At 67.3% G+C, this 22,140-nt stretch carries 14 protein-coding genes and 1 pseudogene (1 of these 15 cut by a window edge); 7 read left to right on the top strand and 8 right to left on the bottom strand.

All coding sequences use genetic code 11. From position 1 onward, the window contains the following. Positions 1-4: 4 nt before the first annotated feature. Positions 5-2,302 carry a TonB-dependent receptor gene (locus GQ464_RS06375; RefSeq protein ID WP_228350674.1) on the bottom strand — a complete coding sequence of 766 codons (2,298 nt, stop codon included), beginning with the start codon at positions 2,300-2,302 and terminating at the stop codon, positions 5-7. An 87-nt stretch (positions 2,303-2,389) separates the two neighbouring features. On the opposite strand from GQ464_RS06375, the gene GQ464_RS06380 reads away from it, so the two are divergent. Next, positions 2,390-3,697, top strand: a complete 1,308-nt coding sequence (locus tag GQ464_RS06380; RefSeq protein ID WP_166980817.1) for an alpha/beta fold hydrolase — start codon at positions 2,390-2,392, stop codon at positions 3,695-3,697. A 61-nt stretch (positions 3,698-3,758) separates the two neighbouring features. Here the strand turns inward: GQ464_RS06380 and mrdA are convergent, their stop codons facing one another. Next, on the bottom strand, positions 3,759-5,576 hold the full coding sequence (gene mrdA / locus GQ464_RS06385; RefSeq protein ID WP_166980819.1) for a penicillin-binding protein 2: 1,818 nt from the start codon (positions 5,574-5,576) through the stop codon (positions 3,759-3,761). Positions 5,577-6,004: 428 nt separating this feature from the next. Between mrdA and GQ464_RS06390 the strand changes: the two genes are divergently transcribed. The 4 genes from GQ464_RS06390 (at position 6,005) to GQ464_RS06405 (ending at position 12,914) form a co-directional block, all read left to right on the top strand. Then, positions 6,005-9,118: a BamA/TamA family outer membrane protein gene (locus GQ464_RS06390; protein WP_166980821.1), complete on the top strand. Its 3,114-nt coding sequence runs from the start codon at positions 6,005-6,007 to the stop codon at positions 9,116-9,118. Between the two features lie 192 nt (positions 9,119-9,310). Continuing rightward, positions 9,311-10,396 carry a quinone-dependent dihydroorotate dehydrogenase gene (locus tag GQ464_RS06395; protein ID WP_166980831.1) on the top strand — a complete coding sequence of 362 codons (1,086 nt, stop codon included), beginning with the start codon at positions 9,311-9,313 and terminating at the stop codon, positions 10,394-10,396. 273 nt (positions 10,397-10,669) lie between these two features. Then, positions 10,670-12,559: an AMP-dependent synthetase/ligase gene (locus GQ464_RS06400; protein WP_166980823.1), complete on the top strand. Its 1,890-nt coding sequence runs from the start codon at positions 10,670-10,672 to the stop codon at positions 12,557-12,559. A gap of 19 nt (positions 12,560-12,578) precedes the next feature. After that, complete coding sequence (locus GQ464_RS06405) at positions 12,579-12,914, top strand: gamma-butyrobetaine hydroxylase family protein (RefSeq protein ID WP_166980825.1); 336 nt, start codon at positions 12,579-12,581, stop codon at positions 12,912-12,914. A 193-nt stretch (positions 12,915-13,107) separates the two neighbouring features. Here the strand turns inward: GQ464_RS06405 and GQ464_RS06410 are convergent, their stop codons facing one another. Beyond that, on the bottom strand, positions 13,108-15,057 hold the full coding sequence (locus GQ464_RS06410) for a sensor histidine kinase (protein ID WP_166980827.1): 1,950 nt from the start codon (positions 15,055-15,057) through the stop codon (positions 13,108-13,110). A gap of 251 nt (positions 15,058-15,308) precedes the next feature. Between GQ464_RS06410 and hpf the strand changes: the two genes are divergently transcribed. Beyond that, positions 15,309-15,683: a ribosome hibernation-promoting factor, HPF/YfiA family gene (hpf, locus tag GQ464_RS06415; RefSeq protein WP_166980829.1), complete on the top strand. Its 375-nt coding sequence runs from the start codon at positions 15,309-15,311 to the stop codon at positions 15,681-15,683. Positions 15,684-15,716: 33 nt separating this feature from the next. On the opposite strand, the gene GQ464_RS06420 is transcribed toward hpf, so the two are convergent. From GQ464_RS06420 to GQ464_RS06435, 4 genes are all read right to left on the bottom strand, one after another. Then, the gene (locus GQ464_RS06420; protein ID WP_228350675.1) at positions 15,717-16,931 is read right to left on the bottom strand and encodes an RNA-guided endonuclease TnpB family protein; all 1,215 of its coding nucleotides are present in this window, start codon (positions 16,929-16,931) and stop codon (positions 15,717-15,719) included. 640 nt (positions 16,932-17,571) lie between these two features. Beyond that, complete coding sequence (locus tag GQ464_RS06425; protein WP_166981886.1) at positions 17,572-19,011, bottom strand: RtcB family protein; 1,440 nt, start codon at positions 19,009-19,011, stop codon at positions 17,572-17,574. Positions 19,012-19,077: 66 nt separating this feature from the next. Beyond that, positions 19,078-19,509: an archease gene (locus tag GQ464_RS06430; protein ID WP_166981889.1), complete on the bottom strand. Its 432-nt coding sequence runs from the start codon at positions 19,507-19,509 to the stop codon at positions 19,078-19,080. Positions 19,510-19,635: 126 nt separating this feature from the next. After that, positions 19,636-20,553 (bottom strand): LysR family transcriptional regulator, encoded by a 918-nt coding sequence (locus tag GQ464_RS06435; RefSeq protein ID WP_228350676.1) that lies wholly within the window; start codon positions 20,551-20,553, stop codon positions 19,636-19,638. 110 nt (positions 20,554-20,663) lie between these two features. Between GQ464_RS06435 and GQ464_RS06440 the strand changes: the two genes are divergently transcribed. Continuing rightward, on the top strand, positions 20,664-21,527 hold the full coding sequence (locus GQ464_RS06440; RefSeq protein WP_228350677.1) for an EamA family transporter: 864 nt from the start codon (positions 20,664-20,666) through the stop codon (positions 21,525-21,527). A gap of 131 nt (positions 21,528-21,658) precedes the next feature. Here GQ464_RS06440 and GQ464_RS06445 read toward each other — a convergent pair. Beyond that, positions 21,659-22,140, bottom strand: a pseudogene (locus GQ464_RS06445) (endonuclease MutS2) (it continues 1,954 nt past the right edge of the window).

Genomic DNA, 22,140 nt, shown 5'->3' on the forward strand with positions numbered 1-22,140 from the left:
GTCATCAGTTGAACTCCAGCTTGAGCCCCACGGTGGGCAGGACGGGTAACTGGTCGGTACGGCGCTGCGTGAAAACGTCCAGTGCCAGCAGGTTGCGCCGGTCATACACGTTGAGCACCCCGGCCTGGGCCGTCAGCACCGGCCCGCCCAGGTCGAAACGACGTTCGGCGGAGACGTCGAGGCGGTGGTAGGTCGGCAGGACCCCCTGGAAGGGGCGCTCGTAGATGACCCGCTGCTCGTCGGGCACCTCGAAGAGGTCCTGCACACCGTGCATGAAGACGAAACCGTCGAAACCGTAGACCCGGCTGAAGGGGCGGCCGGACCCGAAGCTCCAGCGGAGGCTCAGGTCGACGCCGGCCAGCCGGGTGGCGGCCACGATGTTGATCTGGTGTCGCTGGTCGTGGGGGGGATGGAAGCGGAGCGTTTCCACGCCGTACCAGAGCTGCAGCGCCGCCTGCTCGGCTTCATAGAGCACCGACGAGAGGCTATAGGTCACGTAGCCGTGGAAGCGCGGGCGGCGCACTTCCAGGCGCAGGTCGAGCCCCGCCACACGTCCGGAGGCTTCCTGAAGCCGGCTCGAAAGTCGCGGAAAGGCGGTCCACTCGGCGATGTACAGGTTGGTGATCCGTTTCAAGTATCCTTCCGCGGCCACCTCCAGCCAGGGTACGGGCTGGACGCGGTATCCCAGCAGCAGGTGCAACGCCCGGGACAGGTCGCCCATCGGGGCGCTGCGCCAGGCCGTGAACAGGTTGGTCGCATCCCGGCGGTCGTTGAGGCCGAACACCTCCTGGTGGTAGAGTCCCATCCCGAAGTTCACCTCGTGGATACCGTGATGCCAGGCGATACGTGCCCGGGGCTCGAAGATCGAGGGCTGGCGCTGGCCGGGGAAAAGCTGGGCGATCAGCCCGAGCCGCACCCGCACGTGCCTGCCGATGAGCAGATCCGGCTCCACATAGGCCCCCGCCTTGTGCCGGCGGCTGAAGCCGAACTCCACGTTCTGAAAGAGCCCCCCCAGCACGGAGGTGATCTCGGGCGCACGCCAGAACAGGCCCCACTTCCACTGGGCACTGCCCATGTGATGGGTCATGTTGATGGCATAGTTAAACCCGTCGAACTCCGTATACCGCTCCGGCGCCGCCAGGTCACCCCACTCCGATCGCAGGCTCGAATACGACAGCAAAATCTCACCGACGAACGGAACGCGTTTCGGCAGGAAAAGATAGCGCACCCCCACGGCCCGGTTGCGCCAGCGGATCTCTTCCAGGTCACGGTCCGGTGCCGGTTCCTCCAGCGAGCCCTGGTCGTAGGTGCTCAGGGCACTGATCGAGAGCTGGTGGTTCTCGTTGACGACGAAATGCAGCTTGCCGAAGGCGTCACCGAACTGGAAGGGCAGCGGCTGGCGGATGTAGTGCTGCGCCCCGTGCTCGATGACCGACCGGCGCACCGAGGCCAGGAAGGAGAGCCGGTCGGTGAGCAGGGGACCTTCCAGCAGCAGGCTGCTCATGAACGGCGCCACCGAGACGGCCCCCGCATATTGCCGCTTGTTGCCGTTGCGCGAATAGACGTCGAGCACGGAGGAGATGCGACCCGAGAACGGGCTGCCATAACCGGCCGCATAGAAGTCGGCCCGGTTGATGATGTCAGCCGGAAAGGCGGAGTAGAAGTTGAGCAGGTGGAAGGGCTGATGGACGTACATGCCATCGAGCAGCACCAGGTTGTGGGCCGGCTCACCCCCGCGCACGTAGAACTGTCCCCCCCGGTCTCCCAGCGTGACGACCCCCGGCAACGTCGTCAGGAAGACCGCGAGGTCGCCGGAGACGTCCGGCATGGGCACGACGTCGACTTCCTTCGGCCGGATCGACTGCATGCCGGCCCGCAGCCCCGCCGCCCCCGTCTCCTCCTCCGACTCGACCACCACCTCCTCCAGTTGGGTTTCACCCGGCACCAGCGCTATATTGATGATCTCGATGGCGCCGGCCGGCAGGTCGAGCGTGTCGAGGTGGGTCACATAGCCGATGAAGGAGACCCGCAGCCGGTAGCGGCCGGGCGGAATCGATCCGATCCCGTAGACCCCGTCCCCGTCGGTTACCGTGCCCCGCAGCGCCCCCGATGCTTCCTCGAGCACGACGTTGACCCCCTGAAGCGGCTCCCCGTTCTCGGCATCCGTGACGAATCCCCGGACCGTGGCGGTCTGCGCACAGACCGCACCGGCACACAGGCAACCGACCAGATAGATCAGGGCCGCGCCCGACATCCACTTCGAGCAAACCGCCTTCATGCCGCCGGCCTTGTAAATTGACAAGATGATGGATAAAATGGTGCAGAAGCAAAAGGGATCCCGAATTTCCGCGGAATGCTTCGTCCGCTGAAACAGCCCGTTGTAAATCTCATGCCCCGTTTCCCTTTTCCCGGCCCGTCTGCCCCCGTCAACCCGGCCGTGCCGTGCCGGCGGGTCCTCCTGCTCTTACTCCTGGCCGGCCTCTCTGCCTTCGCCTCCCGGGCCCAGCCGGCCGAAGCGGAACGCTGGCAGGCCCATGCCGTCTCGCCGGGGGGCGAGATCGTCGAGATGCTTTTCGACGTGAAGGCCGTGGCCGACTCGTTCCAGGTCACCACCTACGGCGCCATCGGCCGGGTGCCCGTGCAGGCGTTCCGGCTGGAGGAAAACACCCTCTCCTTCTCCTGGAACCCCGGGTTCGAGATCCGGTGCCGGCTGTTGCGCCAGGCGAAGGGCCCGTACAAAGGAAGTTGCAGGGACGGCCGGGGGTACGTCGGTCCCATCGTCATGGCCCCTCCCGGCATCGCAGTCTCCCCGGACGATTTTGATCTGGACCTGGCTTTCAGCATCTGGGGACTCACGCGATCGGCCTACGAGGCCGTCCGCTATCCGGGCCCGGCGGAGCGGGTGCGGAACGCCACGGCGCCCACGTCCCGGCGGGTCGAGCTGGAGGACGGCACCATGCTATACACGGTCGAGCAGGGTGCCGGCGACGTCACCGTGGTGCTGGAGGCAGGGCCGGGCGACGGCCACGAGGTCTGGCGCCGGGTGCAGCCGGTGATCGCCACCCGGGCGCGGGTGATCGCCTACGACCGGGCCGGCCTCGGGCAGTCGGGCCCGGCCGTTACGCCGCGCTCGCCCGAGCAGATGGCCCGGGAACTGCACGCGCTGCTGCAGGCGACCGGTGCTGCGCCGCCCTACGTGCTCGTCGCCCACGACGCCGGGGCCTTCATCGTGCGCCGCTTCGCCGCGCTTTACCCGGACGAGGTGGGCGGCCTCGTGCTCATCGACCCGGCCCACGAGCAGCTGGCCGCCGCCTGGAAGGCGCTGGACGCCGAAAGCTGGGAGGAATACCTCCGCCGGAAGCGGGCCTTTCACGAGGCGATGCCGGCATTCAGGGCCGAGTTCGAGGCCTTCGCCCGGGTGCTGGACCGCGGCGTGTTGCCGGGCGCCGCAGAACCGCCGCCGGTGCCCGTCGTGGTGATCTCCACGCTGCGCCCCGTACCGTCGCCGCGCTGGGTCCACGAGCGGCCCGAAGGCCTGAAGGCCCGCGAAGCCCTGCACCGCGCCTGGCTTGCCGGCGCCCGGGAAGGCACCCACCGGGTGACCACCTCGAGCGGCAGCTACGTCCATGTGGAGGAACCCGAGCTGGTGCTCAGCGCCATCGAGCAGGTGATCACCGCCGTGCGTTCCCGGCCCTGACCGCCTCCCGATGCCACAGCCGGGGCGCTGCGTGCGACAACCCGTCACACACGCCTCACGCTCAATCCGGCAGTGGCTCGCTCTGCAGCGACATGAGGCGCTGGATGAGCCACGTCCGCTGCGGGCTGATCTGGCCGGTGAGGTACTGCTCGGCCATCAGGCTGGCGATGGGAGCGGCCTGGCTGGCACCGAAGCCGCCGTTCTCGACGAGCACCGCCAGGGCAATCCGCGGGTCTTCGACGGGCGCAAACATGATGAAGAGCGAGTGATCCTTGCGCCCGCCCGGGGCCTGGGCCGTACCCGTCTTGCCCCCGCTGGGGATGCCCGGGATCTGCACACCCCGGCCGGTACCGGCCTCCATGACGCGGCGCATGCCCTCGCGCACCACCTCGAAATACTTCGGATCGATCGGGATGCGCTCCGGCTCCGGCAGGTCGGGTCGCCGCACCTCGCCCGTCTCCGGGTGTTCGAGGCGGTCGACGAGGTGGGGCGTCACGAGGGTGCCCCCGTTGGCCACGGCGGCGACGTAGCGCGCCAGTTGCATGGGCGTAACGACCATGTCCCCCTGCCCGATGCCCAGGTTGATGGTGTAGCCGGCCGTCCAGCCGCGCGGATAGGTGCGGTTGTAGTAGGAGGAATCCGGGATGAGGCCAGGGTCCTGCTCGGCGATGTCCATCGGGATGCGGCGGCCGAAGCCGAAGCGTTTGGCCCACCGGCTCCAGGTATTGACATCCGTGCGCATCATCACCGTGAAGAAGAAGGTGTTGCACGAGTGCTGGATCGCCTGCCGCACGTTGATCGGCCCGTGGGCGTGCCCGGCATGATCCCGGAAGACGCGACCGCCGAGCCGGTACCCGCCCGGGCAGGTGATGATCGTGTTCTCGGTGATGATCCCTTCCTGCAGGGCCATCAGCGCCATGAAGGGCTTCCACGTGGAGCCGGGTGGCATGCCGCTCATGGTGGCCCGGTTGAACATGGGTTTGTCCGGGCTCTGGGTCAGGTACTGCCACGTCTCGCGGGGCACGGCGCGGGAGAAGAGATCCGGGTCGAAGTCGGGCTTGCTCACGAAGGCGATGACGCCGCCGGTCTTCGGATCGAGGGCGACGGCCGCCCCGCGCTTACCCACGAAGAGGGACTCGGCCAGGGCCTGCACCCGGTGGTCGAGCGTCAGGTGCAGATCGAAGCCGTTGACGGGCGGGCGGTCTTCGCGACCGTCGCGGTAGGGGCGCACCACCAGCCCGTGCACGTTGACCTGCTTGTATTCGATGCCGAGTTGCCCGCGCAGGGCCGCCTCGTAGTGCTTCTCCAGCCCGGCCTGCCCGATCAGGTCGCCCTGCCGGTAGCCGTCGGCCCGGCGCCTCTCCAGTTCGGACCGTGCGATCTCGCGGACATAGCCGAGGGCGTGGGCCGCCCGGGCCTTTGTCAGGTAGCGCCGCTTGGGCACCACCTCGTATTCGACCCCCGGCAGCTCGTCCCGGTGCTCCAGGATGCGGCTGAGCACGTCGAAGGGCACCTCGCGAAACGACGGGCTGGGCTTGAAAGCGCTCCAGGCCCGGGCCTCATCCAGCTTCCGGGCCACCACCGAGTCCGGCACCCCGAGCAGGCCGGCCAGCAGCCCGATCCGGGACCGGTCGAAGTAGCGGGGGGTGAGCGTGATGGTATAGGTCGGCTCATTGTCCACCATCAGCACACCGTTGCGGTCATACATGACGCCGCGCGCGGGCAGCACCCGCACCTCCCGGATGGCGTTGCTCCGCGACTCGCCCGTGTAGGCCGAGGCATCGAGCACCTGAAGCTGAAACAGCCGCAGCCCCAGGATCGAGAGCACGACCAGGATCAGGCCGATGAAGATGCGAATCCGAATGCGGTAGTCTTCCATGGATACCGTGGGTCTCCGGCCGGATAAGACGTATACTGGAAGCCGGTAAACCCGTTCGAGGTTCCGGCAGGTAACACCACGCCCCACCAAGCAACTACAACGGTAGCCGGGTTTTGTGCAGGGGCCTCGAAAAAGGACTTGCACCACACGAAACGCATCGCTTCCTTGACAATGTGACCGCTCCGGCAAACGATGGGAGGTCAGGCAATGGGTACCGTGGCCAGCACCATCGTGAGCGATGCGGCCGTTCAGCCCCTCGACGCGACGAACCAGCCGCAACCGGGCGCCGCCGGTACGATTGCACCGCCTCCAATCATGACACCGGCCTGTTTCTTGCAGCGAACAACGCATCCGACGCCTTTTCCAGGCAACCCGGGCGTGATACGACCGTTAGACATGGAGTGATTATCCACTTTTTTCCTCTGGCCATGTGCACTTCCGCTCGTCTTGCCGGCCTCACCGTGGTGGTGGCCGCCCTGCTTCTGGCCGTCACCCCGGCCGCGGCCCAGTACTTCGGGCGCAACAAGGTTCAGTACGACCAGTTCGACTGGCGCGTCTTCAAGACGGAGCACTTCGAGTTCTATTTCTACCCGGAGGAGGAGCTGGCCGTCAAGGATGCGGCGCGCATGGCCGAGCGCTGGTACCGCCGGCACAGCCGCACCTTCCTGCGCGAGTTCCGCAGCCGCAAGCCCATTCTCCTTTACGCCAACGACGCCGACTTCCAGCAGACCAACGCCATCAGCGGGCAACTCGGGCAGGGCACGGGGGGCGTCACCGAGTCGCTCAAGGAGCGGGTCATCATGCCGCTGACGGGCATCTACCGGGAGACGGACCACGTCCTCGGGCATGAGCTCGTCCACTCGTTCCAGTACGACATCGCCCTCAACAGCACCGACAGCTCGCGCTTCGCGCTCCAGCTGGTACCGCTCTGGCTCGTCGAAGGCATGGCCGAGTACCTCTCCCTCGGCCGGGACGACCCGCACACGGCCATGTGGATGCGCGATGCCGCCCTGCGGGACGACCTGCCGACGATCGCCCAGCTCGGCCGCGACTTCCGCTACTTCCCCTACCGCTACGGCCAGGCCTACCTGGCCTACGTCGGCGGCAAGTACGGCGACGCCGCCGTCGCCAACCTGTACAAGCTCAGCGGGCTCGTCGGGCTGGACTCGGCCTTCGTCTACACCCTGGGCATCACCGCCGACTCGCTCTCGAAGGAATGGGCCCAGGCCATCAAAGAAGCCTACCTCCCGCTGACCGAAGGACGCACCCCCGCCACCGAAGCCGGCCGCCTGGTCATCGCCAAAGAGATCGACGGGGGTGAAATCAACGTCGCGCCCGTCGTCAGCCCCGACGGCCAGTACGTCGCCTTCCTCTCCGAACGCGACATCTTCAACATCAACCTCTTCATCGCCGACGCCAACACCGGCAAGGTGGTCAAACGGCTCAAGGGCACCAACTCCAACCCCCACTTCGACGCCATCCGGTTCATCGCCTCGGCCGGCTCCTGGTCGCCCGACGGCAAGAAGTTCGCCTTCATCACCTTCGTCGAAGGCGACAACGAGATCGCCATCCTCGACTGGAACTCGGGCGACATCGAGCGCCGCATCGCCGTCGACGGCGTCTCGGCGATCATGAACCTGGCCTGGAGCCCCGACGGCCGCACCCTCGCCTTCTCGGGCATGGACGGCGGCATCAGCGACCTCTACCTGCTCGACCTCAGGAGCAACGTCGTCCGCCAGCTCACCAACGACCGCTATGCCGACCTGCAACCCGCCTGGAGCCCCGACGGCCGCACCCTCGCCTTCGTGACCGACCGCGGCCCCGGCGGCACCGACTTCGAAACGCTCGCCTACGGCAAGGAGCGCCTCGCCCTGATCGACATCGAGACGGGCGAGATCCGGGTCCTGAAGCCCTTCGGGGACGACGTCATGCACACCAACCCCCAGTTCTCCCCGGACGGCCGCAGCCTCTTCTTCCTCTCCACCTACGAAGGGTTCAAAGACGTCTACCGCCTCGCGCTCGACCCGGCGGGCGACGAGGCCGCACCACGGGTCTTCCGCGTGACGCGCCTGCAAACCGGTGTCAGCGGCATCACGGCCCTCTCGCCGGCCATGAGCGTGGCCCTGCAGAGCGGGCGCATGATGTTCAGCGTCTTCTCGGGCAACCACTACAACGTGTTCTCGCTGGAACCCGAGCAGCTCCGGGGGGAACCGGTCGCCCTTCCCGAGGAAGCAACCCCGGCCCTGGCCGGCATCCTGCCCCCGTTCCGCGCCCTGCATGAGGGGCTGGTGGGCAACTACCTGCATGACCCGCTCACCGGCCTGCCCGACGATGTGGACTACGAGATCGACAAGTACGGCGCCCGGCTCAAGCTCGACTACGTGGCCCCGCCGACGCTCGGCGTGGCCGCCGGTGGCCCCTTCGGCACGGCCCTCGTCGGCGGCATCGCCCTCTTCTTCAGCGACATGCTCGGGGACCACAACCTGATGGTGGTGGCCCAGGCCAACGGCACCTTCAAAGACATCGGCGCCCAGGTGGCCTACCTGAACCGCGGGCACCGCATCAACTACGGCGCCTCGGCTGCCCACATCCCCTACCTCATCGGCGGCACCCGGGTGGGCCTCGGCGTCGACCCGGAGACGGGCCAGACCGCCCAGATCGTCGAACAGCTCCGCCAGCGTATCTTCATCGACATGGTGGAAGGGCTGGCCTCCTACCCGCTCTCGACCACCCGGCGCATCGAACTCTCGGGCGGCTTCACCCGCTACGGCTTCGACATCGAGGTCGACCGCTACTACATCACCAGCTTCCAGATCCGTCGCGAACGCGACGAGTTCCCGGCCCCCGACCCGATCTACTTCGGCACGGCCGGCCTGGCACTGGTGACCGACTACTCGTCCTTCGGCTTCACCTCGCCGGTGCGCGGCGGGCGCTCCCGCTTCGACGTCTCCCCCTTCGTCGGCACCGAACGCTTCGTACGGGTGCTGGCCGACTACCGGCGCTATTTCTTCATCAACCCCGTCACGCTGGCCTTCCGCGGCCTGCACCTGGGCAACTACGGCGCCTCCGAGTCGGACGACCTGGCCAACAGCCTGTTCACGCAGGAATACCTGGGCTATGCCAACAGCCTGACCTTCGTCCGCGGCTACAGCTTCAGCTCGTTCGAAGGCATCGAATGCACGCCGACCGACCAGAGCACCTGCGCCGAGTTCGACCGGCTGCTCGGCTCGCGCATCGCCCTGGCCAGCCTCGAACTGCGCATCCCGCTGCTGGGCACCGAACAGTTCGGCCTGCTCAACTTTCCCTACCTGCCCACCGAGATCGCCTTCTTCGCCGACGGGGGCCTCGCCTGGACGAAGGACGAGGCCCCGGTGCTCAAGTTCGAACGCGACACCACCGAGCGCGTCCCGGTCTTCAGCGTCGGGGTCACCGGCCGGTTCAACCTCTTCGGCTATACCGTGATCGAGATCTTCTACGCCAAGCCGTTCCAGCGCCCGATCAAAGGCGCGCACTTCGGCTTCCAGATCATCCCGGGATGGTAGCCCTGCGGGCCTGACGACGGCAACGGTCGTGCGTTCCGGGTTTCAGCGGCAGGAAGCCGGCATGCCCCTCCTCACATCCACCCGCCGGGCAGAGACGGTGGGATCCGAAGGCATGTTAACGGGTACGTGTAGCGCGCAACGTGCAACGCCTCAACCCTGCAAGCCGCGATCTTCAAGCTGCGATACGAAACGATCCGCCCCCTGCTTTTCCGGCTTGAGGCCGAGCGGGCCCATCACCTCGCCACGTGGGCGGCACGCCTGGCCCAGTCCGGCGCACCCGGCCTCGTGGGCCGGATGTTTGCCTTCGAGCACGAAGCGTTGCGGCAGACGCTCTGGGGATACGACTTCGCCAACCCGGTCGGGCTGGCCGCGGGCTTCGACAAGAACGCCCGCCTGGTGCGGTTCTGGCAGCGCCTGGGGTTCGGTTTTGCCGAGGTCGGGTCGGTCAGCGCCCGCCGTTCGAAGGGTAATCCGCGTCCCCGTGCCTTTCGCCTGCCGGCGGACGAGGCCCTCATCAACCGCATGGGGCTGAACAACGACGGGGCCCGCAGGGTCGCACGCCGCCTGCGCCGGGCACGCCGCCGCGGCTTCCCCCTGGGTGTGAACCTCGCCAAGACTCACGACCCCACCCTCACGGGTGAGGCGGCCGTCGAGGACTTTCGGACGAGCTTCCGCCTGCTGGCCCCCCTGGCCGACTACGTGGCCCTCAACATTTCCTGTCCGAACACGGCCGAGGGCAAAACCTTCGAGGACCCGAACGCCCTCGACGACCTGCTCCATGCCGTCTTCGCCGAGCGCGCGGCGCTGGCCCTGACCGTACCCGTCCTCGTCAAGCTCTCCCCCCCGCTCTCGGAGCGCTTCGTCTTCGACAGCCTCTTCGACGAACTGCTTGCGGTGGCCGGGGCGCACGGGGTCCACGGGTTCATCGCCGCGAACACGGCACCGGACCGCGACGGCCTCTCCACCCCGGCGGAGCACCTGAACGCCATCGGCCCCGGCGGGCTCAGCGGAGCCCCGCTCGAACGGCGGGCCACCCGGCTCGTGCGCTATCTGTTCCGGAAGACGGGTGGGGCCTGTCCCATCATCGGCACCGGGGGCGTGCGCTCGGCCGAAACGGCCTATGCGAAGATACGTGCGGGGGCCTCGCTCGTCCAGCTCTATACCGGGCTCGTCTATGAAGGCCCCGGCCTCGTCCGGCGCATCAAGGAGGGGCTCGTCGCCCTGCTCGAACGAGACGGCTTCACACACGTCGGGGAGGCCGTCGGCGTCGATGCCTGAGCCTGCAATTGCCTTTGCCCGGAGGAGCGGTTAGATTTTACCGGGTCGTTACCTTGCAGTCCGGCTCGACGGGATGCTCCCCGTTGCCACGGGAGCGACGGCCGGCCCGTCCCGCCGTCGCGGTGCGGCCCTGCCGGAGCCAGGCACTGCAGGGGCGAAAACAGACCGCTCGCCGTGTCGTCCTCGCCGGCGAGACAGGTAGCCCCCCTCGCAGCCATCGGTCCGGCCGGGGTCGTTTGCCCACGGTCGTCCCTCGAACCAGCACACGCCACCATGCCTGCCCTTGTCGCCTTCGAAACCATCCCGCAGCTCTTCCGGGGCCTGGCGGATCATTACGCGGGGCAGAACCGGGCTGCCCTCCGCTACCGGGACCGCCGGAGCAAAACCTGGGTGGACATCCCCTGGGATGCCCTCCGCGACCAGGTTCACGCCATGGCCGGCTACTTCCACCGGCGCGGCATCCGCCCCGGCGACCGGATCGCCATCCTCTCTGAAAACCGCCCCGAGTGGGCCATCACGGACCTGGCCACCCAGCTCCTGGGCGGCATCAACGTCTCGCTCTACACCTCACTCCCGCCCGACCAGGTGCAGTACATCGTCCGGGACGCCGGCGCCCGCCTCTTCGTGGTCTCCACCAGCATCCAGCTCAAGAAGGCCGAGAAGATCTTCGACGACTGCCCCGACCTCGAAGAGGTCATCACGATGAGCGAGCTTCGCAAAGAGCATCCGGCTTTCGTGCGCCCCTGGGAGGAGGTCCTGGCTGAAGGCGCGGCGTACTGGGCCGAACACGAGGCCGAGGTGGCCCCGCTGGCCGAAGCCGTCACCCCGGACGACCTGTCGGCGCTCATCTACACGAGCGGCACCACGGGCGTCCCCAAAGGCGTCATGCTCACCCACCGCAACTTCTGCTCGAACGTCACGAGCGCGCTCCGAACGGTCCCCTTCGGCCCGGAAGACCACCACCTCTCGTTCCTCCCGCTGTGCCACTCCTTCGAGCGTACGGCCGGCTACCTCGCCGTGCTCGCCTGCGGCGCGACGATCTCCTACGCCGAAAGCATCGACACGGTCAGCCGCGACCTGATGGAGGTGCATCCCACGGTGCTGATCTCCGTCCCCCGCCTCTTCGAGCGGGTCTACAACACCCTCCAGAAGTCGATCGCCGAGGGGCCGGAGGTGAGACGGCGGCTCTTCGCCTGGGCGGTGCAGGCAGGCAAACAGGTCGCCGCACGGCGCCAGGCCGGCAAAGCGCCCGGGCCGCTGCTGCAGATGAAGTATCACCTGGCCCACCGCCTCGTCTTCTCGAAGCTGCACGAGCGGCTCGGCGGCAACCTGCGCTTTGCCGTCTCGGGGGGTGCCGCCCTGCCCCGCGAGGTGGGCGAGTTCTTCCAGGCTGCCGGCCTCACCATCATCGAAGGCTACGGCCTCACCGAAACCGCACCGGTGCTCACCGTCAACCCCGTGGACCGGCCCCGCTTCGGCACCGTGGGCCACGTCCTGCCGGGCGTGACCATCGCCATCCAGCGCCTGAGCGACGGGCAGATCGTCGGCCAGCTCTCCGGCGACGACTACCCCTCCGACCTGACCACCGAAGAAGGCGAGATCCTGGCCAAAGGCCCCAACATCATGAAGGGCTACTGGAACAATGAGGAAGCCACCCGCGAAGCCATCGACGCCGACGGCTGGTACCACACCGGCGACGTGGGCCGCTTCGACCGGGGCTACCTGATGATCACCGATCGCATCAAGCACATGATCGTCTCGAAGGGCGGCAAGAACATCTACCCCGGCCCCATCGAAGAACGACTCAAAACCGATGCCTGGATCGACCAGATCGTGATCATCGGGGAAGGACGGGAGTTCCTCACGGCCCTCGTCGTGCCGGACTTCGACGCGCTCGAGGCATACGCCCGCGAAAACAACCTGGCCTACGACAACATCGAGGCGCTGCTGGCGCAGGAGGCCATTCAGAAACATTTTTCGGAGCTCTTCCGACGCTATTCCCGCGAGGCGGCCGCCCACGAAAAGATCCGCAACTTCCGCCTGCTTTCCGAACCGTTCACGGTCGAGAACGGGTTGATGACGCCGACGCTCAAGCCCCGGCGCCGCGCCATCGAACAGGCCTACGCCCCCCTGATCGAAGAAATGTACGCCGCCTTCATTTAAACGCGGAGCGCCTCCGCCCATGGATCCCCGCTACACGGCCCGCCGCGTGACGGTCGACCGGGAAGCCCAGACGCTGACGATCGTCTGGCAGGACGGGCACCGGAGCGTCTTCCCGCTCGACGGGCTGCGACGGGCCTGCCCCTGCGCCGCCTGCCGGGGCCATGAAGGGACGGACGAACTGCCCGACCCGGCCCTCTTCCGTGTGCCTGCCCTGATGCGCTGGGAACACCTCCGCCTCGAACCGGTGGGCCACTACGCCCTGCGCTTCATCTGGGACGACGGGCACGACACCGGCATCTACACATGGCGCCGCCTGCGTGCCATGTGCCCCTGCGATGCCTGCACCCAAACCTGAACCTCAACCCAGGATCCGGCTCAGGATCACCATCAGCACAACGAAACCGACCAGGATGGCCAGCGCCGTCAGAATCTGCCTGCGTAGCCTGCGGTTCATCATCCAACCGGTTGTAGAAACGAGTCCGGAACTATTATAGGTGTTTGGCCGGACCCTGTCCACACCGCCCGGCATCACGGCCGGGTGGGGCCCCTCAGGACCAGCGGGGCAGTTCGGCCCGAATGCGGGTGCCCCGGCCGGGTGCCGCCTCCAGGTACAGACGCCCCCCTACCAGCGCGGCCCGCTCCTGCATACCCGAAAGCCCGGCGGAGGGACGTGCCTGCGCCATCTGACGCGGATCGAACCCTTTCCCTTCGTCCCGAACCTCCAGCAGCAGCCCGTCCGCCCCGGTCCAGACCCGCACCTCCACCGTGTCGGTTTCGGCATGGCGTGCGGCGTTGTTCAGGGCTTCCTGGATGATCCGGTAAGCCGCCGTCTCCACCTCGGGACGGAACCGCTCGCCGTGCAGGTTGCCCGGGTCGAAACAGACCCGGAGGCCGGTCTGCTGCTGGTAACGTTCGAAGTACCAGACGAGCGCGGGCAACAACCCCAGGTCGTCGAGCATGGGGGGGCGCAGGTTGAGTGAGAGGTTGCGCACCCGTGCGGTCAGCAGGTGAACCAGCTCGCGGGCCCGGTGCAGCTTCGCCTCGTCCTCGGGTGCCAGCGGCGTATCGGCAAAATCCAGGGTATAGTTGAGCGCGGTGAGCACCTGCCCGATCTCGTCGTGCAGTTCGAGGGCGATGTGGCGTCGCTCCTGCTCCTGCACCTCGACGAGGCGATGCGAGAGCCGTTCCAGCCGCACGTGTGCAGCGCTGACCGCTTCGAAAAGGCGCATGCTGTGCACCGCCACGGACAGTTGCTCGGCAACTTCCCGGGCGATATCGAGGTGGTCCGGGGTGAAGGCCTGCGACGCCCGCGCCCCCAGCGCGATGAGGCCCAGCCAGGTCGCCTGCATGCGGAGCGGCACCCGGAGCACCGACCGGATACCGGCCTCGCGCAGCGGACGCCATGCCGGCGCCGGACCGGCCACCTGGAGCGGAACCCGGCTCAGATCGAGAAGCAGGTCCATGCTTTCCGGTTCCGGGGTGCCGGTCAGCCCCAGTTCCGCCAGGCTGAAAGCCGCCTCCGGTAACCGGACGGCCGCCTCCCCCTCCTGAGCGGCGACGACCATCCGGACGCACGGCGTCTCCATGCCGGCATCCTCGCCCCCGCCCAGCAACACCCCGGCCCAGGCACACGGGATCAGCTTGCGGATGTGCCGGACCGCCGCCTCGGCGATCGTGGCGGACGAGGGTGCGCTCAGCAACGCCCGGTCGATCCCCCGCAGCACTTCGAGGCGTTCGGCATACCGGCGCAGGGCCGCCTCGGACCGCTTGCGCTCGGTCACGTTGCGGGCCACGCCCTGGATGGCGGGCCGCCCCTTCCAGAGAATGTCCGCCTCGCTGACCTCGAGGTCGAGCAGGCAACCGTCGCAACGCAACCCCTGGATCTCGAAGACCGGCGACACACGCCGGCCCAGGGCCTGCAGGCGCCGGCGCCGCACCATCCACGCCCGGCCCGACGGCGCCACCAGCCCCATGGCGTCGAACGACGGGGCCAGGGCCTCGGCCCGCGTGTACCCGAAGAGCTGCTCCCAGGCCCTGTTGACCAGCACAAAGCTCCCCTCCTGCAACACGTAGATGGCATCGGCCGACTGTTCGATCAGGGCCCGGTATTGCTGTTCGCTCTCGCGAAGTGCCTCCTCGGCCCACCGCCGCTCGGTGACGTCGCGCGCGCTGAGGATCCGCTCACCGTGCCCCTCCCCCCATCGCCATACGACCTCCAGCACCCGCCACATGCCGTCACGGTGCCGGAAACGTAGAACCTGACCGGCCTCCTGCCCGACCGGATAAACCGCATCACGGTGCAGCAGGCGCTCGTCGTCCGGATGCACGAAATCGGAAAAGACGGCGCCGAGCAACTCCTCCGGATCATACCCGAGCGTTCGCGCCACCGAAGCACTGGCATAGACGATCGTGCCGTCCCCTGCCAGCACGAGGATGACATCCAGCGCATGCTCGAGCAACACCCGTAGCTGCGCCTCCCTGAGCGGTAGTGCCTTCATGGATCTCGAAGCCTTCATGCTCCGGCGGCCCCGGCCCCATCCAGAACCATCCGCCAATATATCAAACGAACAGGCAAGCTCGCCCCTCGATCCCGGTTTTCCCGGCACGGCCGCGCCGGAATTCCCTGACAAAACACGGAACCCCGTTTCTTATCCTGCCGTCAACGATCGCGGGAGCCGGGTGGACTATCCCGGCCCGAACCACATCACACGTACCTCGCCCTGCTCATCAACGATTACCACGGACGACGATGAACATCACCATCCAGGGAACCAACCTCGAGCTGACGCCCGAACTCCGCACCTACGTGGAGGAAAAGCTGCAAGACTGCCGGCCGGCGTTCGGCAATATGAAGCTGGACCCGGTGCGGGTCGACGTAGAACTCGAACGCACCACGAACCACCATCGCAAGGATGAGACGCTCTACCGGGCCGAGGCCAACGTGTCGGTGCCGGGCCGCCTGATCCGCGTCGAGGAGACGTCGCCCGATCTCCAGCAGGCCATCGTGAAGATGAAGGAGACGCTCTTCCGCGAGGTGCGGACCTGGCGCGAAAAACAGATCGACCGGAAGCGGCAGGGCGCCCGCGAGGCCAAAGCCCTGTTCAACAACCGGGAAGAAGATTGAGCCTCCCCCGCTTGAAAGCGGGAGATTCCTGCTTCATCGACCGATGCCATGCAACTGAATAGCTGCGCTGGTCTTACTCAGATCTCCACAGGCTGCCACGGTCGCTCCGACCGCCAGAATGTTCTTCGCCGCGTTGGGCCGCGTTACGCGGCCTTTGTCGCGGTCGTGTTCGGTACTGCATTCCTCGCAGGTCCAGCGGCGCACGGCGAGCGGCATTTCGGCCCGGAGGTGCCCGCACGCGCTACAGCGTTTACTGCTTGGAAACCAGCGATCTACCTTGATGAGCGTACGCCCGTACCACGCGCACTTGTATTCGAGCTGACGTACGATCTCGCCCCAACTCGCCCCCGATATGGAGCGAGCAAGGGTGCGATTCTTCAGCATATTCTTCACCGCAAGGCTCTCGACAGCGATCACGTCGTGGTTCTTGACAAGATCGGTCGTGAGCTTGTGGATGAAGTCGCTGCGCCGGTCAGCAATGCGGGTGTGGAGCTTCGCCACTTTTCGGCGCTGCTTCTCCCAGTTGTTGCTCCCTTTCTGCTTCCGGCTGAGAGCTTTCTGCGCCCGACGCAGACGGCGATACGCTCTGCGGAGGTGCTTTGGCCGTGTTACACGGCCCTTGTTGCCGCTGCGGAAACCGTCAGAGGTCACAACCACGTCATTGAGCCCGAGATCGACGCCGACGCTCTTGCCTGTCTTTCCGCCCGGATCGGCGGGCGGCAGCGGCTCTACCTTGCACCGGCAGTGCAGGCAGACGTGGTAGCGACCCGACGGATCGAGCGTCACCGTCACCTTGACGACCTCGCCCTCTGGCTTTCGGCTCCACCGGATCTTGAGCGGCGTCTTCTGCTTCGCCAGCGTGAGCGTCATCGCTTCGGGGTCGAAGCGGAAGGCGCTGCTGGCGTAGGTCGCCGACTGCGTTCCACGTTTGCGCTTGAAGGAGGGGTAGCCGCTCCGACCCTCGAAGAAGTTCGTGAAGGCACGTTCGAGGTTGCGAAGCGATTGCTGAAGTACGACGCTGGATACCTCCCCGAGCCACCGCGTCTCCTCCCGTTTCTTGATCTGCGTGAGTTCGACGGCGAGGCTGTTGTAGGTGAGGCTTTTGCCCTCGCCGTGGTAAGCGTTGGTTCTACGCTCCAGCCCCCAGTTGTACACCCAGCGGGCACAGCCGAACGTTCGGGCAAGGTTGTCCCTTTGCTCGGCATTGGGGTAGGCGCGGTAACGATATGTTCGTATCACCTCGGGCATAGTTACACGCACCCCTATTATGTGCGTAAGGTTCCCCTTCGGTCGTGCCGCCGTCTACAGACGGCGGAGAACTCCCTCACGGGAAGCGGAGGGGCTCCAGGGGCGATGTACCATCGCCTTATCCCCGGCTTGAAAGCGCGGGGTTTTGTCCACCCCTCCACACCTCCCCAATCTCTATAAAGGGCCGGTCGATATGATCGATCTGGTTACGGGTGCTTCCCCGCCGGAGGCACCCCTTTTTTTGGCGTTACGCAGTAGACGACGAAGCCACCAGGTTTCTCCCCCCTGTGCGGCCTGCGGCCAGGGGGAAGGGTTCTGGCTTCGCACGACGCGACCACCCAGCCCCTCCCCATGCGAAGCGACGGAGGGGTAGAATCTGGACGAAGGAGGTGTCGCGGCGGGTATGACCCCCATCCCCCCTTCGGGGTACTTCCCCCTGTGCGGCCTGCGGCCAGGGGGAAGGGTTCTGGCTTCGCACGACGCGACCACCCAGCCCCTCCCCATGCGAAGCGACGGAGGGGTAGAGCCTGCCACGGCACAGATATTCGCCACAAAGGCACGAAGCCGTTTCCCGTTGCGCGTTGAACGTTGAGCCTATCAACCTGGAACGAGCAACGTGAAACGGGAAACCCGAACGCCCTCAGCCTTTGATGCATCCGATCGGGCGGAGCTGGGCCACCTTCTTCGAGATGCCGGCCAGGGCGCAGGTGTCCACCACGTCGGCCACGTCTTTGTAGGCCTCGGGGATCTCCTCGTCGATGGTACGGAGGCTGGCGCCGCGGACGAAGATCCCCTCGCGTTCGAGCTCGAGGGCCACGTTGCGCCCGCGGGCGGCCTTCTTGGCCTGGCGGCGGCTCATGCGGCGGCCCGCCCCGTGGCAGGTGCTGCCGAACGTCTCGTGCATGGCCGTCTCGGTGCCGATGAGCACGTATGAGTACCGCCCCATGTCGCCGGGGATGAGCACGGGCTGGCCGACGGCCCGGTAGCGCGCCGGCACCTCGGTCATCCCCGGTCCGAAGGCCCGCGTGGCCCCCTTGCGGTGCACGCACACCCGCAGCCGCTGCCCGTCGACCTCGTGCTCCTCGATCTTGGCGATGTTGTGCGCCACCTCGTAGACGGTCCGCAGCCCCGCCGCCCCGGGCTTCAGCCCCAGCGCCTCGGCAAACGCCAGACGGGTGTTGTGGGCGATGATCTGCCGGTTGGCGAAGGCGAAGTTGACGGCACACCGCATCGCGCCCAGATAGGCTTTCCCTTCGGAGGAGCGCAGCGGGGCACAGGCCAGCTGCCGGTCCGGCAACGTGATGTTGTACCGCTGCATGGCCCGGTCCATGACGGCCAGGTAGTCGTCGCACGTCTGGTAGCCGAAGCCGCGCGAGCCGGTGTGGATGATGACGACCACCTGCCCGGGGAAGAGGCCGAGCACCCGGGCCGCCTCCTCGTCGTAGACCTCGGCCACGTAGTCGACTTCGAGGAAGTGGTTGCCGGAGCCCAGCGTGCCGAGCTGGGTGCGGCCGCGCTCCCAGGCCCGGTCCGAGATGGCGCCGGGATCGGCCCCCTCGATGCGCCCGCCCTCCTCGATGAAGCCGAGGTCCTCCTCCGTGCCGTAGCCGGCCTTCACGGCCCAGTGCGCCCCCTCGACGGCCACCTTGCGGAGCGTCTTCTCGTCCACCTTGACGGCCCCCCCCACGCCCACGCCGGTGGGCACGCGGCGAAACAGCTCCTCGATGAGTGCCTTCGCCCGGGGTGCCACGTCCTCCCGTCGCAGCTCCGAAGCCATCAACCGGACGCCGCAGTTCACGTCGTACCCAACGCCGCCAGGCGAGATGACCCCTTCATCGAGGTCGAAAGCCGCCACCCCGCCGATGGGGAAGCCGTAGCCCCAGTGGATGTCCGGCATGGCCAGCGACGCCTTCACGATGCCGGGCAGATGGGCCACGTTGGCGGCCTGTTGCGGGGCGTTGTCGGAGCGGATGTCGTCCATCATCCGCTTCGTGGCGTAGATCCGGGCCGGCACCCGCATCCCGCCCTCCTTCGGGATCTCCCACAGATACTCGTTCAACTGGCGAATCTTCAGGGCCATGACGATAGCGGTCGGGGGTTACGTGGAACGTTGAACGTGGAACGTTGAACGTCAAACGTTGGCGGATCACATATCGAAGATAACGCGGGCGATCCACCGATCGTTCTCCCGGCGGATCGTCAGGCCGTGGAAGGTGACGGCCTTGATCTCCGTGTAGATCGTATGACGGGCCGGATCGAACGTTTCGCCGTGAACGGTGGCCGTCAGGTGCCGGTCCGTGCGCTCCTCGACGTCGAAGCGGCAGAAGAGCCAGCCCTCGGTCAGGTGCAGGTAGTTCAGCTCGGAGAGCCAGCGAACCATCAGGGCATCCCGGTCGGGGGCCTCCACCTGCACGCGGCGGCTGCGCCCGGGTCGCACGCACGCCAGATCCGTGAGCATGGCGAACATCCCCCGGGCGGCGCGGGCGAAGAGGGTGTCCAGGTCGGGCGCCTCCACCTCGATGCCGATGTCGCCCGTGTGGTCGATCTCGCGAAACCAGTTCGGTGATGCCGTTTCCATCGATAACGCAGCCTGTGAATGTCGGAGCAGGTCCTTGCTGGTGCGTCGTGCGTAGTGCGTCGTGCGTAGTGCGTAGTGCGTAAAGGAAACAAACCATACGCAATACGAAATACGCACGACGCAGCGTCAGCCGCCTATGGTCAGGCTCCGGAAGGGGGTATCCAGCGGGGTGGTGCCGGGGGCGGCGCACAGGTGGGTCAGGAGGAACTCGGCCAGGCGCTCGCAGGCCGGCGAGGTGGCGTTGGCGGCCCGATAGAGGGCGATCTCGGCGGTCGGGGCGGCGGGCAGGCCGGCCTCCGGCGGGAGCACGCGCACGTCCGGCGTGAGGGCGCTGCGGGCCAGCAGCCCCAGCCCGAGGCCGGCGCGGACGGCCGCCTGCTGGGCACTCAGGCTCAGGCTGCTGAAGACGATCCGCCAGGCCCGGCCCTGGGCGTCGAGCGCGGCCAGCACCCGGTCCCGCACGTTCCACGGGCAGTCGAGCGGGTCCAGGATGAGCGGAAGCGGGTCCTCGTCGAGGAAGTCGTAGTCGGGGTGGGTGGCCCAGACGTACTCCTCCTGCCAGAGCGGCTGCACGTCCGTCTCGTCGGTGGCATAGGCGCGGTTGGCCACGGCCAGCCCGAGGCGGTTCTCCCGGATGGCACGGGCCAGGTCCCAGCTCGTAGCCACCACCAGTTCGATCTGGATCTTCGTACAGAGCCGCCCGAACTTGGTCAGCAGGTCCACCAGCGGGCCGAGGGCCACCTCTTCGAGCACCCCCACCCGGACGGCCCCCTCGGTGTCGACGGCCGAGAGGCGGGCCAGCGCCTCTTCGTGCAGGTCCAGGATGCGGCGGGCATAGGTGAGGAGCACCTGCCCGGCCTCGGTCACCCGCACCTGGCGCCCGCTCCGTTCCAGCAGCCTCACCCCCGCCATCTCTTCGAGCCGCTTGATCTGGAGGCTCAGCGCCGGCTGGGTCCGGTACAGCTGCTCGGCCGCCCGGGAAAAGCTTCCCACCTCGGCGATGGTGACAAAGCTCCGCAACAGGTCGACGGGCAGGTCGTTCATGACTCCTCCTATCATCAGGATAACTTATACAAAGCATTAAGATAATAAATGAATCTTATAATCAGAAGCCTCGTGAGAGAGCAAGGGAATACCATTTTTCGGAGGATGCGATGCCCGACACCACACGGGCCGGAATCCGCTGGGATCTGCTACTGGCATTTCTGGCCGTCTACTTCGTCTGGGGTTCGACGTACCTGGCGATCCACGTCGCCATCGACACGATGCCGCCGCTCCTGATGCTGGGGGCGCGGTTCGGGCTGGCGGGGCTGTTGCTCTACGGCTGGCTGGCCCTGCGGGGCCGGGCGCGGGCCACGGCCCGGCAGTGGGGCGCGGCGGCGCTGCTGGGCGGGCTGATGCTGTCGGTGGGCACGGGCACGGTGGCCTGGGCCGAGCTGTACGTGCCCACGGGCGTGGCGGCGCTGGTCATCACCACGACGCCGCTGTGGATGGTGCTGCTGGGATGGCTCTGGCAGGGCGAGGAACGTCCCGGCGGGCGCACCCTCCTCGGGCTGGTCGTGGGCCTTGCGGGCGTGCTCCTGCTCCTCGACCCCGCTTCGCTCCGGAGCGCGGGCGGGCTCTACCTGCCGGCCGTCTTCGCCATCCTGGGGGGAACGCTCTCCTGGGCCGCCGGCTCCCTCCTCTCGAAGCGGGCCGACCTGCCCCGTGATCCGTTCCTGGGCACGGCCCTGCAGATGCTCGCCGGGGGCGGATGGCTCGTGCTGGCGGGACTGCTGGCCGGCGAGGGACGCCACGTGAACGTGGCCGCTTTCACGTGGGCCTCCGTCGGCGCCTGGGCCTACCTGGTCGTGTTCGGCTCCATCGTGGCCTTCAGCGCCTACGTGTGGCTGCTGCGCCACGTCTCTACGGCAGCCGTCTCCACGCACGCCTACGTCAACCCGCTGGTGGCGGTGCTGCTGGGATGGCTGCTCCTGGGCGAGCCGCTGACKCWCAGACGTGGAGGAACAGATGAATGAGCGTATATTGCCAGTCCATGGGGTCCTCGGGCGTTTGGTTGGAGGTGAGGGGTCATCTCCTTCTAAACGCTCAGGACACCATGGTGTCAACTCTTAATTCGCATTGAAACCTGAAACGTACAACCGGCCCCCTACTTCAGCGTCACCACCGTGACGCCGGCGCCGCCCTGGTTCCACGGGGCTTCGTCGAAGGCGGCGACGTCGTCGCGGCGGGCGAGTTCTTCGTGGATGGCCTGGCGGAGGGCGCCCGTGCCTTTGCCGTGGAGGATCTCGACGCGCTCCAGCCCGGCGGCCACGGCCTCATCGAGGAAGCGGGTGACCTCGGCCAGCGCCTCGTCGACGCGGCGGCCGCGCAGGTCGATGTGGGTGCGGGCCCGCATCCCCACCAGGTCGGCGGGCGAGGCGGCCACCTGGCGGACGGTCACCTCCTGACGGCGGGGGCCACCCACCTTCGTGAGGCGGTCGCGCCGGACCCGCATCCGCAGCGCCCCCACGGCGATGACGGCTTCGTCGTCGTCGAGCTCGAGCACCTCGGCGGCGGTGCCGCCCCCGTCGAGCACCACCTGGTCGCCCACCTGCAGCGGCCCGGCCGGGCGCGGGTCCGCCGGGGCCG

This window comes from Rhodocaloribacter litoris (assembly GCF_011682235.2).
Lineage (GTDB): Bacteria > Bacteroidota > Rhodothermia > Rhodothermales > ISCAR-4553 > Rhodocaloribacter > Rhodocaloribacter litoris.

Bases quoted from the DNA above. Each gene is read 5' to 3' on its own strand.
- GQ464_RS06380 (WP_166980817.1), top strand. From the start codon at position 2,390: ATGCCCCGTTTCCCTTTTCCCGGCCCGTCTGCCCCCGTCAACCCGGCC.
- mrdA (WP_166980819.1), bottom strand. From the start codon at position 5,576: ATGGAAGACTACCGCATTCGGATTCGCATCTTCATCGGCCTGATCCTG.
- GQ464_RS06390 (WP_166980821.1), top strand. From the start codon at position 6,005: ATGTGCACTTCCGCTCGTCTTGCCGGCCTCACCGTGGTGGTGGCCGCC.
- GQ464_RS06400 (WP_166980823.1), top strand. From the start codon at position 10,670: ATGCCTGCCCTTGTCGCCTTCGAAACCATCCCGCAGCTCTTCCGGGGC.
- GQ464_RS06405 (WP_166980825.1), top strand. From the start codon at position 12,579: ATGGATCCCCGCTACACGGCCCGCCGCGTGACGGTCGACCGGGAAGCC.
- GQ464_RS06410 (WP_166980827.1), bottom strand. From the start codon at position 15,057: ATGAAGGCACTACCGCTCAGGGAGGCGCAGCTACGGGTGTTGCTCGAG.
- hpf (WP_166980829.1), top strand. From the start codon at position 15,309: ATGAACATCACCATCCAGGGAACCAACCTCGAGCTGACGCCCGAACTC.
- GQ464_RS06420 (WP_228350675.1), bottom strand. From the start codon at position 16,931: ATGCCCGAGGTGATACGAACATATCGTTACCGCGCCTACCCCAATGCC.
- GQ464_RS06425 (WP_166981886.1), bottom strand. From the start codon at position 19,011: ATGGCCCTGAAGATTCGCCAGTTGAACGAGTATCTGTGGGAGATCCCG.
- GQ464_RS06430 (WP_166981889.1), bottom strand. From the start codon at position 19,509: ATGGAAACGGCATCACCGAACTGGTTTCGCGAGATCGACCACACGGGC.
- GQ464_RS06435 (WP_228350676.1), bottom strand. From the start codon at position 20,553: ATGAACGACCTGCCCGTCGACCTGTTGCGGAGCTTTGTCACCATCGCC.